This is a genomic window from Chitinophaga terrae (ex Kim and Jung 2007) (genome assembly GCF_900107795.1).
Taxonomy (GTDB): Bacteria; Bacteroidota; Bacteroidia; order Chitinophagales; family Chitinophagaceae; genus Chitinophaga; species Chitinophaga terrae.
Genome location: NZ_FNRL01000028.1, coordinates 1 through 13,287, shown reverse-complemented (window position 1 = coordinate 13,287; position 13,287 = coordinate 1). Strand labels below are relative to the sequence as shown.

The window sequence follows — 13,287 nt, the reverse complement described above, 5'->3', positions numbered from 1 at the left end:
ATTTGTGTCATGTGGCGCTTATTATGGGTTGCTATCGCGTTTTTCTCTTTGGTTGCTACTGTAAACGCACAACGCAAAACAGAGCCGGATGACGGAAAGCCAATAGCGACGATCCCGTTTCAACTTATTGATAAACAATTAATTATTCCTGTGCTGGTTTCCGGAAGTACAGACACCCTGCACTTTATTTTCGATACAGGGGCAGAAGTGACCATCCTGCATGCTCCCACAGCCGAAAGACTGAAACTCAGGAAAAGCGGGGAGGTTTTTATGACCGGTACCAACAATTCCATGGTAAAGACAGGCAGCACTACCATCAACGCTTTATATATCAGGGAGTTGAGAATGCCATACGTAAAAGTATACCTGGAAAACCTGAGCAACCTGGGCGACGTAGATGGCATTATCGGAATCGCTTTATTAAAGCCATACATTGTAAAGATCGATTACCGCAGGCAGCAGCTGGTATTGTATAAACCCGGCAAAACGCCTATAGGCAACACCGGCCGGCTATTGCACTTCCAGCTGAACTATACTACCCCGGTTATAGACGCATCCATCCAGTTAACAGACGGGCGCAGGCTACCGGGCCATTACCACATCACTACCGGTGGCGACTATGGGATTTTATTTAACTGGCCGTATGTCGACAAGAACAAATTGAACACCATTCTTCCTACCATCAATACAGACCCGGTACAGGACCTGGTAAAGATCCTGTATTACATCAACAGTTCTGTTCCGGAGTTGGAACTGGGCGGCCGCAGCATTAAACAGGTTCCTGTCAGCTACTGTAAAGACATCGACGACCTGGGCGTGTTCACTGAAATTGCAGGCTCTATAGGCTACGATGTCTGGAAGCACTTCACCCTCACTATCAACTATAACAAGCAGGAGTTATATCTGGAATAATACTTTCTTCGTAATTTTCGCCCTATTTTATAGTATATTGAGTAATAAACGGATATGATTCATTACAATAAATTTACCCTGGCGAACGGACTTAGAGTGATCGTTCATGAAGATCATACCACACCAATGGCTGTGATCAACGTGTTGTATGATGTTGGTGCGAGAGATGAAAATCCGGAGAAAACCGGCTTTGCGCATTTGTTTGAGCACCTGATGTTTGGCGGTTCTGTGAACATCCCCGTTTACGATGAGCCGCTTCAAATGGCAGGAGGAGAGAACAACGCCTACACAACCAGCGATCTTACCAACTATTATATTCAGCTCCCTGCAGAAAATATTGAAACTGGTTTCTGGCTGGAGAGCGACAGGATGTTATCGCTGGCCTTCGATGAAAAAAGCCTGGACGTACAACGTAAAGTGGTTTCCGAAGAGTTCAAGGAACATTATATCAATAAACCTTACGGGGATGTCTGGCATAAGATGCGGGAACTGGCTTATAAAAGCCATCCGTATCGCTGGATGACCATTGGTAAAGAGTTATCGCATATCGAGAATGCGAAACTGGAAGATGTGAAAGCATTCTTCTTCAAGCATTACCGCCCTGTTAATGCTATTCTTTCGGTAGCCGGCAATGTAACGGTAGACCAGGTGAAAGCGTTGGCTGAGAAGTGGTTTGGCGATATCCCGTCTGGCGAGAAATACAATCGCAAACTGCCGCAGGAACCGGCGCAAACGGCTCCCCATAAGCTGGAAGTAAAGGCGAATGTTCCGCTGGACGCATTGTACAAATGCTACCATATGTATGCACGTACCGATTCCAGGTATTATTCGGCAGACCTGATCTCCGATATCCTGGGCGGGGGAGCATCGTCCCGCCTGCACCAGGCGCTGGTAAAAGAGAAGAAGCTTTTCAGCAATATCGACTGCTATCATTTCGGCTCCCTTGACGCAGGCCTGCTTACGATAGAAGGCAAGCTGGTAAAGGGCGTTAAGATGAAGGATGCTGAAAATGCCATACAGGAGGAGATCAACAAACTTCAGAACGAAGGCATTTCAGAACGTGAGCTGCAAAAAGTTAAGAACCGGGTAGAAAGCATGCTGGCATTTGAAGATATGAGCTTGCTGAGCCGTGCAAATAACCTGGCCTTTTACGAGTTGCTGGGGGATGCTGCCCTTATGAACAAGGAGTTCGGCAACTACGAAAAGGTAACCGTCGAAGATATTCACAACGAAGCCAAGATACTTTTCGACGAAAAGAATTCTAACACTATTTACTATTACGCCGCTGCCAATTAATGCAAGGCTATAGCAGCCAGGATGGTTAAAATTGAGCACTATGAACAGAACGATTCCTCCTCCGATTAAAGATGCGGTGGATTTTGAGATAGTATTAAGACCTTACGAAAAATTTACGCTGGATAACGGTATCCCGGTTTACATGGTAAAGTCTGACGAACAGGATACCTTACAACTCGAATTGATATTCCCTGCCGGTAGCTGGTACGAAAGCGAAGTGCTGGAAGCAGCGGCCACCAACTTCCTGATGAAATCGGGAACCGGCAAGTATAACGCGAAAGAGATCAACGAGCATATCGATTATTATGGCGCATACCTGAACAGGAACGCCTACCATGAAAACGCCACATATACACTGCACTGCCTGACCAAGCAGTTCGAGCACCTGTTGCCGGTGTTGCAGGATGTGATCCTGGACCCGGTATTCCCTGAAGAGGAGTTGGGCATCTACCAGCAGAATATGAAGCAAAAACTGGCTGTAAACCTGCAGAAATGCGATTTTGTAGCCAATCGTTTTATCGACAAATACCTGTTCGGAGATTTTCATCCTTATGGCCGCGTAAGCTCTATGAGCGCTTATGATGCATTACAAACGGAAGGTTTGAAAGCATTCTACAAGAAACATTACACTTATAATAACTGCAAAATATTTGTAGCCGGTAAAATCCCGCACAACCTCGCCGCATTGCTGAACCAGTATTTTGGCTCCTCCCAATGGAATGGGGAGTCTAACCTGGTGAAGCTCGACCTGCCGATTCAACCGGCGGAAGAGAAGAAATTCAGGGTGTTTAACGACGAAAACGGGGTACAAGGCGCCGTGAGGGTTGCAAGACATTTCCCTAACCGCTACCATCCTGATTTCCCTAAAATGCTGGTGCTGAACACCATCCTGGGCGGCTACTTCGGCTCCAGGCTGATGAGCAATATCAGGGAAGAAAAAGGATATACCTACGGCATCTATTCCCAGTTATATAATTTCAGGCAAACTAGCGCCATCAATATCCAGACAGAAGCCGGAAGAGATGTTTGTGAAGCGACAATAGAAGAGATCTACAAAGAACTCTCGCTGTTGCAGAACGAAGCAGTTCCGCAGGAAGAACTGAGCCTGGTGAAGAACTATATGATCGGTTCTATGCTGGGCGACCTGGATGGGGCGTTCCAGGTGATACAGAGATGGAAAAACCTGATCCTGAACGATTTAGATGAAAACTATTTCTATAACAACGTGCAGGTGATCAAGTCTATCACTTCTGAAGAGCTGCAGCAACTGGCCAAACAATATTTTACACCGGGAGATTTTTATGAACTTGTAGTGATCTAGTTCAATCTTCTCTCTGAATTTAAAAGCCCGCCTCTGGTAATAGAGACGGGCTTTTATTCATCACATATTTTGCCCTGTTTTTGTAAAATCTCATTATCTTTTAGCCCGGAAATCGAAACCTGGCTTTCAGCTTTGAACATTCACCAATTATTTTTTTACAATGAAACCTGTTCTTTTAGTGTTACTACTCTGTAGTAGTTTGATGTCTTTTTCCCAGACGCAAAGCGAAATGAATACCCGCGCTAAGAAGGAATACCGGGAGGCCGATAAGCAGCTGAACGAGATTTACCAGCTCATTTTAAAAGATTATGCGGGTAACAAGGCTTTCATACAAAAAATGAAGGAAGCGCAAAGGATATGGGTACAATTCCGCGACGCCCAGTTAAAAGCAATGTATCCTAACGATGCCAAAAGCTATGGCAGCGTATACCCGATGTGCGAAGCGATATACCTTAAAGAATTAACAGAGCAGCGGATCGACGCTCTACGGGCATGGTTAAACGCACCAAAGCCTGAAAGTTGCCAGGGATCTATCGGTGTTAAACAGGACAACTAATTATTAAATTTTCAAATGTTTATTTTTTCATATATTTGCAGGATACTGAACGTACCTATGCGAAACCTCTTCTTACTTACCTTACTATTATTGGGTTCCGGCGCCGCCTATTCGCAAACGTCGCAGGCCTCGCTGGACTCCCTGGAACAGCAATACCAGGAATGTCTTGGTAGCAGTACCAACATGTACGACTGTGCTTTGAACTACTATAAACAGCTCGACAGCCTGCTAACAAACACTCTCCAGCAACTGTACACGAATCTCGATAAACCGCAACAACAGCAGCTGGAGCAGGAACAAGCCGCCTGGGAAGAAAAAAAGGAGGAATATTTTAAGAAGATAGATGAGCGGGTAGAAAAAATGCATAAACGAACAATGGAAGGACTGGACGACGAGATGATCTCCACCGACAATAAAGCCGCCTTTTTAAAACAACGCCTAACCACCCTGCTCAGCATTTAATATCACGCAGAGGCGCTAAGAAGGCAAAGAAACATAAGATATTTTTAAGGGAATAAGAAAGCAAAGGGAGTGAAGATCGTGTTATTTATAACATATTCTTCACTCCCTTTGCTTCTTAAAATTCGCTTCAATCCAAACTACTTTGCCTCTTTGCCCTCTTAGCGCCTTTGCGTGAAACTACATCCGTTCCTGGTGGCGCAGCCATCGTTCGGGCATTTCGTTGTTGCTTGCCATCAGGTAGTCGTTGTACGCGCAGGGCACAAACTCCTGGTCCGGCAGTTGCATCCACCATCTGCCTGTTTTCTTGCTTTTCAGGAACACGGTTTCTATATCGGAAAAGGCTATATGGAATTCCCAGAATGCATCTCTGTCTTCCAGGTCCGCTTCTTTTCCTTTTACAGCTCTTCCATCCATAAAATACCAGATCATTTGTGAGATCTGCCTGGCGGTGAGGTTGGCAACATCGTTTTCCGGCTGGTAGCCATAAATGCCGAAGGTAGACAGGCGGCTGCTCATGCCTGCGTACCGGGCGAGGGCGCATGCTTCCTCTCCCGAAAAACCGTTAGGGGAGAGGAGATTGGCCGGGGCGTCGGTATGTTTAATAATATTGATATCGAGGCTGAAGAGGTCCGAATGCCGGAGCACCGGCTCTGCTTCTTCAATATTCTCTCTTATTCTTCCCAGCCTGAAACAGTCGAAACGCAGTTTATCCAGGGTTTCCAACATCTTCGGATGTACGAAATAACTTTGGAAGCCAAGGTGATTATAGTGCCGCAGGTAATTTGGCTGTTCGGTAAGAATATCCATTAAGAACCGGTCGCTTCTCACACGGGCGTTTTCCTTCAGATCTATGAGCGCGTCGGCAACGGTTGCTTCTACGATCAATTCCAGGGAGGCATACGCTTTATATTGCGCGTAGGTGAGGTCGTGCGACCCTCCGAGTATGATAACGGTTTTATTAGCGCCTATCAGCTCAGCCAATATGGATTTCATGGCTGCATAGGCATCGGATAACTGGGCTCCGGGCAGAAGGTTGCCCAGGTCGGCCAGCTTTATGTCTTTATGCCAGTTATATAGTTTGTAGAGTTCCCGGCGAACGGCATCCGGGCCATTGGTGTTGGTTTTACCTGAATGTCCTCCTCTCTCTTCTCCCACACCCAGCAAAATAATATTTGCGGCATCCAGATCAGGCAGGTGATCTATTTCGTAAACATCAATAATACTACCAACCTGGAATGGATCATATTCCTGGTCGTCGTTTAACACAGCTTTTGAAACAGGATGCAAAAAGTCCTGCAGGTGTGAAAATTCGGCCATCACTTTAATGGGTTTGTTTGATGGCAAACTTACAACGAGAATTTATAAAAAAGCAAAAACTGAGTGACGCAGAGCGGGTCAAAGCTACTATAACGGGAATTCTAGTATTTAACAGTACTAGTTCTTGTGAATAATAAATTCGAATGGCTTATGCGACTTACGTGAAATTGCTTTCTCCAGCACTGATCTTTTGCTGGTAATTCTGCTTTTGTTACAATCCATAACTTCCATAACTGCACAGAGATAATCCATCGTTTCAATCAACGAAAGCATTTCGCTGATCTGTCGAACTGCAGATTGTATCTGCTGCTCCGTGTACCTATCTTCATGTAGCAGGATTAGTAAATCTCTATCTACAGGTTTCATGAAAAAAAATTTGACTGTTCCCCGAAATATTGTTTGGCCAGGTATCTAAGGATAGTTCAACAAGATAAGGCAAAATTGTTCCAGTTCGCTGCTAAGTTTTAGTCGTTGCTACTAATCAAACAAATGGTTCTAGTGCATTCTTTTTTTGTTCAAAGTAGGGCAGCCGCAATCATTTTTTTTGAATACTTTACACCCCTCCGTCATCAGACTTCCACAAATCAGAATGATAGCGATCCACTTTATTCTTTTCATACTTGCTGTTTGTAATTTCCTTTCTAAGAGTTCACCTTTTCTTAACAATGCTCTTTTGTAATTTAAGCTAAATTCGTAAAAAATATCAAATTATTTGTCCACAATTCTCGCCGAAAAAAAAATTCTTTTTGTTCCTCTAGACTGGGGACTCGGACATGCCACCAGGGACATTCCGTTGATTCATGAAATGCAAAACGCAGGTTGCCAGGTATTTATTGCAGCAGAAGGCAAACACGCCGCATTGTTACAACAGGAATTCCCGGAAATAACCATCTTCCCGCTGCCCGGATACCGCATCCAGTATGCTCAAAAAGGCAAATTCTTCGGTCTCAAAATCATTCAGCAGATCCCTAAGATCATTAAAGCTGTAACCAACGAACAGCAATGGCTGAAGAAGATAGTAGCTGATTATCAGATCGATGCAGTCATTTCAGATAATCGTTTCGGGTTATATCACAAAGATATTCCCTGCGTTTTCATCACACACCAACTCCTGATCAAAACGCCTTTCGGCGGCTGGTCTGAAAGGACCCTTCAAAAAATAAATTACCATTTCATTAACAAATACAGCGCCTGCTGGATCCCCGATTTTAAAGGAGAGGATAACTTATCAGGTGAATTGGCCCATCCTTCCAAACTGCCGAATAACACTTCCTACATTGGTTGTTTAAGCCGATTCATCAATAAACCTGACGTCCCTAAAAAATATGATCTCCTGGTATTGATCTCCGGACCCGAGCCACAGCGCACCAACCTGGAAAATATCATTACAACCCAGATAAAATCACTGCAGATCAAAGCCCTGATCGTACGGGGATTGCCCGGCAGCCCTGAAACCAAAACCATTGCACCGGGAGTAGAACAGGTGAACCACCTGAATGCAGCCGCTTTAAACGAGGCCATTCTGGCTTCCGATATTGTGCTGAGTCGCTCAGGCTATACTACCCTCATGGATCTTGCACGGCTGAACAAAAAAGGCATCCTGGTTCCTACGCCGGGGCAAACAGAACAGGAATACCTCGGCAACTACCTGATGGAAAAAGGATATTTCTATTCACTTCCCCAGGAAGGATTTGATCTGAAAACAACACTGGAAAAAGCGGGTAAATTCAACTTCCATTCCTTCAGGGAAAACGATATGGACCAATACAAGAAAGTAGTCCGCTCCTTCATCGATGAGCTTTCACGCAAAGACGCCAAGAGAGCAAAAGAGGCAAAGATCTTTTAACCAAAGCGGATTTTTAAGAAAGCAAAGGGATTGAAGAATATCTTATTAAGCATAATCTTCAATCCCTTTGCTTTCTTATGTTTCTTAGTAAATTCCTTTGCCTCTTTTGCTCTCTTGGCGTCTTTGCGTGAAACTACGCCTGTCTTACTTCCGCTCCTATGTAGATCCGGTCGCCGACGATGGCAACAGGTCGTTTCAGGAAGGAGTACTCCTGCAGGATCAGCGACCGGTAATCATTTTCTGTCAGTTCCTTTTCATGCAATCCCATCGGTCTGTATTGCTGCGAGCGCCGGCTAAATAAGGCTTCATAACTACCCGCCAGGGCTTTCATCTCATCCAGCTGCTCAGGCGTTATTTTCTCTTTCTTTATGTCCTGCAGCTCAAAACCCCTGTCTTTGGCCTTTATTTCCTCCAGGATCTTTTTACAGGTGCCACAGGTAGATAAATGATAGATTTTATTCATTATTTTCTTATTTTTTCTTATTCAAAGGTACATCCTCGAAGTACTATCTTAATTTTGCACATTCAAATTAATTCTTGTAGGTTTAGCGATGGAAAAGAAATTATTTTTACTGGATGCAATGGCGCTGATCTATCGCGCATACTATGCGCTGATCAGAAATCCACGCCTCACCAGCGGCGGAAAAAACACCAATGCCCAGTTCGGGTTTACCACAACTTTACTGGATCTCCTCAATAAAGAAAAGCCCACTCACATGGCCGTCGCTTTCGACACGCACGCGCCAACAGAACGTCATACCACGTATACTGATTATAAAGCCAACAGGGACGACGCCCCGGAAGACCTCCTGGACGCGCTCCCCGATATCAAACGGATCATCGAAGGTTTTAATATCCCGGTTGTTGAACTGGATGGTTACGAGGCCGACGACGTGATAGGCACTCTCGCCTGGCAGGCCGCCAGCGCCGGGTACACCGTTTACATGGTAACTCCCGACAAAGACTATGGCCAGCTTGTAAAAGAAAATGTTTTCATTTACAAACCTCCATACATGGGCAACAAGGAAGAGATCCTCGGCCCTAAAGAAGTATGTGAAAAATGGCAGATAAAGGATGTTCACCAGGTGATAGATATCCTCGGCCTGATGGGCGATGCCGTAGATAACATCCCGGGCATTGCCGGGATCGGGGAAAAAACCGCCATGAAACTGTTGTCGCAGTACCATTCACTCGAAAATGTATTGGACAACGCCGACACCATCGGCGGTAAAATGGGTGAAAAGATCAAAGCCGGCCGCGAAAACGCACTGCTGTCAAAAGAACTGGCCACTATCATCACTAACGTTCCTGTAACCTTCCATGAAGAAGACTTCTGCGTAAAAGAATACGACAAGTCTAAGCTTAGCGAGATCTTCACAGAACTGGAGTTTAAAACCCTTGGCAAAAGGATTTTGGGAGATGATTTTGGCGGAGGAAGCAACACGCCGGCCGCCCCACGGGCTCAGGTCGTACAAACCGACCTTTTTGGCGCCGTTGAGGTAACCGAAGACAGTGTAACCATTACAGAAGTTACCGCCACCAACGTACTCCTGGCAGATAAGAACATCTACAACACTCCGCATAACTACCTGGTAATAGATACGGCCGAAAAAAGAGCGGCATTGTTGCAGGACATGCTCTCTCAAAAGGAAGTAGCCTTTGATACAGAAACTACCGGCACAGATGCTAACGAAGCCAATATCGTAGGCATGAGCTTTTCTTTCAAAAAAGGAGAAGCTTATTATATCCCGATGCCAGACAACTTCGATGCCGCGAAAGCGATCCTTGAAGAGTTCATCCCGCTTTTCCAGCATAACAGCATTGTACTCGTAGGACAAAATCTCAAATACGATATGCTGATCCTGAAATGGTACGGTGTAGAGGTAACCGCTCCTTTATTCGATACCATGCTGGCTCATTACCTGATAGAGCCGGAAGGCCGCAGAAGCATGGATGTATTAAGCGCCCAGTACCTGCAATATGAACCTATTCCCATCGAAAACCTTATAGGAAAGAAAGGAAAGGGACAGGGAAATATGAGGGATGTGGAGATAGAAAAAATAGCAGAATACGCGGCAGAAGATGCCGACATAACTTTACAGCTGAAAGAAAAATTCATTTCCCAGCTGCCTGAAAAAAAAGTGGAAAAAGTTTTCTATGATATAGAGAACCCTCTCGTGAAAGTGCTTACAGACATGGAGTATGAAGGTATCGCCATCGATACCCTCGCCCTTGCCGACTATTCACGCGAGCTGGAATCAGAAATAAAAAGGGCAGAAGAAAGCGTTTACGAGCAGGCAGGGGTCCGCTTCAAACTGGCGTCTCCAAAACAATTGGGTGAAGTCCTGTTCGAAAAACTGCAATTAGACCCTAAAGCAAAGAAAACCCGTACAGGGCAATATGCTACGGGTGAAGATGTGTTGCAAAAACTTTCTTCCAAACATAAGATCGTAGAAGACATTCTCATCTTCAGGGAACTTAGCAAGCTCAAATCTACCTACGTAGATACGTTACCGTTACTGATCAACAAACGTACCGGCAGGGTGCATACCAGCTATAACCAGGCAGTAGCCGTAACCGGCCGTTTGAGCTCCAATAATCCTAATCTCCAGAACATTCCTATCAGAACAGAAAGAGGCAGGGAGATCCGGAAAGCGTTTATACCAAGGAACGACGAATACGTTTTACTGTCTGCCGACTATTCACAGATCGAATTAAGGATCATTGCGGCGATCAGTGAAGATAAAGAGATGATCGATGCATTCAGGCAGGGAATAGATATCCACGCGGCAACGGCTGCCAAGGTTTATAACGTCGCATTAGCTGACGTTACGCCCGAAATGCGCCGTAATGCCAAGAGCGTGAACTTCGGTATTATCTACGGCGTAAGCGCCTTTGGGTTATCTGAAAACCTGGGTATTGCAAGGGGAGAAGCAAAAACACTGATAGACAACTATTTTAACCAATACCCTGCTATCCAGCAATACATGGATAACCAGAAAAAATTTGCCCAGGAAAACGGGTATGTACAAACCTTATTAGGAAGAAAAAGATGGCTGAGAGACATCAATTCTTCCAATGCTGTAGTTCGCGGATTTGCAGAACGAAATGCGATCAACATGCCTATCCAGGGCACTGCCGCCGATATGATCAAACTGGCGATGATCGACATTCACAAAGCATTCAAACAACACCGGTTCAAATCACGTATGCTGTTGCAGGTACATGACGAATTGGTGTTTGATGCACACCGTTCTGAAGTCGAAATTATCAAACCCCTTATCCTCGATCTGATGCGTAAAGCATTGCCGCTGGCGGTGCCTGTAGAAGCCGAAATAGGCATAGGCAACAACTGGCTGGAAGCTCACTAAGAAAGAATATTGACACGTTGATAGGTGTATGATGTCACGAATATCATATGCCTATCATTATTTCAATTTTACTGTTGCAATTAAAAAAACTGTTTACTAGTTTTCAACAATGATCCAAACACCTCGACTACAATTGTTGCCGTGCTCATTAGAGTATTTTGAATTGCTGCTACAAAGCAACGATCACCTGGCCGACTTGCTTGGAATTACTATTCCGGACACCTGGACCGAGTACCCTGAAATGGTGTTAGTAGCATACGATAAACTCAGGAACGACCCAACATTATTGGGTTGGTTCTTTTATTTGGTTGTTCACAGGAACGATAAAACTTTAATTGGCGCAGGGGGATTTAAAGGCCGGCCTTCTGCCGATGGCGTTGTGGAAATGGGATATGAAATTTCCCACGACTACCGGGAGCAGGGCCTGGGCACAGAAATGGCCGAAGGGTTGATCCGTTTTGCCTTTGGACACTCTTATGTAAAAAGCGTTATCGCCCATACAGAGGAAGAATACAATGCTTCTATAAAGATCCTGCAAAAGGTAGGGATGAAGTTTGTAGGAGCCGTCAAAAATAAAGACGGCGAAGATCTCTGGAAATGGGAGATCACCCGGGATCAGTTCTCCGGCGCCTGATTACGCAGCCAATCCACTCATCCATCTTTTCTACTGCTGGTAATAGTCCATTCCTTAAATTTGGCACTTTGTTAAAAAAACCAATCAGTTACAGACGTATGAAGAAATGGATAATGTGTGCGGCCATGTTTTGCAGTGTTGCCGCTTATGCACAAACCAATACCAACCAGGAGGGCAGCAAATATCAATTCACCGTACTGAAAAACCTGGATGCCGGCGATGTACAAAACCAGGGACGTACAGGTACCTGCTGGTCTTTTTCCGGCTTGTCATTTTTTGAATCGGAATTACTTCGTAACAACAAGTATAAAGGCCTGAACCTCAGCGAAATGTACGTTGTTCGCAAAATGTACCCGCTGAAAGCGGCCAACTTTGTTCGCATGCACGGTAAAGCCAACTTCGGCGAAGGCGGCGGATTCCCCGACGACCTGCTCTGCCTGCGCGAATACGGCCTCGTTCCACAAAGCGTATACGATGGCAATAAAGACAAAGTATATAACCATGCTGAAATGGAAGGCCTGCTGGAAACCTTTGTAAACAAGATCGCCAACTCGCCTGATCATATCAATCCTAACTGGACCAAAGCGTTCGATGGTATCCTGAACGCTTATATGGGCGACGCCCCTCAGAGCTTCCAGTACAATGGCAAAACCTATACTCCGCAATCTTTTGCCAAAGAACTTGGCCTGAACGCCGACGACTACGTACTGATCTCTTCTTTCACTCACCATCCTTACTATTCTCAGTTCGTGCTGGAAGTACCAGACAACTGGAACTGGGAAAAAGTATACAATGTGCCGTTGAACGATTTCAATAATATCGCTGAAAATGCCATCCTGAACGGCTATACCGTTGCCTGGGCAGCCGATGTAAGCGAAAAAACCTTCAACTTTAAAGAAGGCCTGGCCGTTGTTCCGGATAAAAACTGGGAAGATATGAGCGCTGAAGAAAGAAAGAACATTTTCCTGGAGCCGGTTAAAGAAAAAACCATCACTCCTGAACTCCGCCAGGAAGGTTTCGATAACTTCACCACCGGCGACGACCACGGTATGCACATCGTTGGCCTGGTAAAAGATCAGAACGGCAACAAATATTTCCGGGTTAAAAACTCATGGGGTACCTCGAACTTCGGACAGGGTTACTTCTATGTTTCCCTCCCTTACTTCGCTTATAAAACCACCAGCATTATGGTGAATAAAAAAGCGATTCCGGCAGATATTGCAAAGAAGATGGGAATCAAACAATAGATTATTTACTACAAATCGAGTAGGAAGTGAGGGATTATTTCCCTCACTGTCCTCTCACACCACCGTACGTACCGGTCTGGTATACGGCGGTTTGTTAGAATAATTTAATCTGACTTTCTGTTTTCAGATAATAGCGTTCGTAAAATCCGACATAGCCTTCTTTCCTAAAGTATGCGTTGGTGAGGGTTCTGCATAGTATCGGACTACGAGCCGCACGGCTGTAACCTATACTCGTTTTGCTCCACATCCTTGCGTAATACTTTGATAAGCCAAGTTTTATAAGATTACGGTACCGGTTACGGATGGTTTTCCATTGCTTCCAGAT

11 protein-coding genes and 1 pseudogene are annotated in these 13,287 nt (G+C 45.1%); 9 read left to right on the top strand and 3 right to left on the bottom strand.

Translation table 11 applies throughout. From position 1 onward, the window contains the following. Positions 1-9: 9 nt before the first annotated feature. From BLV62_RS22850 to BLV62_RS22830, 5 genes are all read left to right on the top strand, one after another. Positions 10-912, top strand: coding sequence for an aspartyl protease family protein (locus tag BLV62_RS22850; RefSeq protein ID WP_089764638.1), 903 nt, complete (start codon positions 10-12; stop codon positions 910-912). Between the two features lie 54 nt (positions 913-966). Continuing rightward, positions 967-2,208 carry a M16 family metallopeptidase gene (locus tag BLV62_RS22845; protein WP_089764636.1) on the top strand — a complete coding sequence of 414 codons (1,242 nt, stop codon included), beginning with the start codon at positions 967-969 and terminating at the stop codon, positions 2,206-2,208. 40 nt (positions 2,209-2,248) lie between these two features. After that, on the top strand, positions 2,249-3,529 hold the full coding sequence (locus tag BLV62_RS22840) for a M16 family metallopeptidase (RefSeq protein WP_089764635.1): 1,281 nt from the start codon (positions 2,249-2,251) through the stop codon (positions 3,527-3,529). 160 nt (positions 3,530-3,689) lie between these two features. Then, positions 3,690-4,085, top strand: coding sequence for a lysozyme inhibitor LprI family protein (locus BLV62_RS22835; protein ID WP_089764633.1), 396 nt, complete (start codon positions 3,690-3,692; stop codon positions 4,083-4,085). Between the two features lie 57 nt (positions 4,086-4,142). Then, the gene (locus BLV62_RS22830; protein WP_168927961.1) at positions 4,143-4,547 is read left to right on the top strand and encodes a lysozyme inhibitor LprI family protein; all 405 of its coding nucleotides are present in this window, start codon (positions 4,143-4,145) and stop codon (positions 4,545-4,547) included. A 177-nt stretch (positions 4,548-4,724) separates the two neighbouring features. Here BLV62_RS22830 and BLV62_RS22825 read toward each other — a convergent pair whose 3' ends face one another. Further along, positions 4,725-5,864, bottom strand: coding sequence for a formimidoylglutamase (locus tag BLV62_RS22825; RefSeq protein ID WP_089764629.1), 1,140 nt, complete (start codon positions 5,862-5,864; stop codon positions 4,725-4,727). Between the two features lie 712 nt (positions 5,865-6,576). Here BLV62_RS22825 and BLV62_RS22815 point away from each other — a divergent pair. Continuing rightward, complete coding sequence (locus BLV62_RS22815; protein ID WP_139170360.1) at positions 6,577-7,710, top strand: glycosyltransferase; 1,134 nt, start codon at positions 6,577-6,579, stop codon at positions 7,708-7,710. Between the two features lie 133 nt (positions 7,711-7,843). On the opposite strand, the gene BLV62_RS22810 is transcribed toward BLV62_RS22815, so the two are convergent. After that, the gene (locus BLV62_RS22810; RefSeq protein ID WP_089764625.1) at positions 7,844-8,173 is read right to left on the bottom strand and encodes an arsenate reductase family protein; all 330 of its coding nucleotides are present in this window, start codon (positions 8,171-8,173) and stop codon (positions 7,844-7,846) included. Positions 8,174-8,261: 88 nt separating this feature from the next. Between BLV62_RS22810 and polA the strand changes: the two genes are divergently transcribed. From polA to BLV62_RS22795, 3 genes are all read left to right on the top strand, one after another. Next, the gene (polA, locus tag BLV62_RS22805) at positions 8,262-11,081 is read left to right on the top strand and encodes a DNA polymerase I (RefSeq protein ID WP_089764623.1); all 2,820 of its coding nucleotides are present in this window, start codon (positions 8,262-8,264) and stop codon (positions 11,079-11,081) included. Positions 11,082-11,190: 109 nt separating this feature from the next. Further along, entirely contained in the window at positions 11,191-11,715 is a 525-nt protein-coding gene (locus BLV62_RS22800; protein ID WP_089764621.1) for a GNAT family N-acetyltransferase, read from the top strand. A 98-nt stretch (positions 11,716-11,813) separates the two neighbouring features. After that, positions 11,814-12,962: a C1 family peptidase gene (locus BLV62_RS22795; RefSeq protein WP_089764620.1), complete on the top strand. Its 1,149-nt coding sequence runs from the start codon at positions 11,814-11,816 to the stop codon at positions 12,960-12,962. A gap of 94 nt (positions 12,963-13,056) precedes the next feature. Here the strand turns inward: BLV62_RS22795 and BLV62_RS28650 are convergent. Continuing rightward, a pseudogene (locus BLV62_RS28650) lies at positions 13,057-13,287 on the bottom strand (hypothetical protein); the annotation flags it as partial.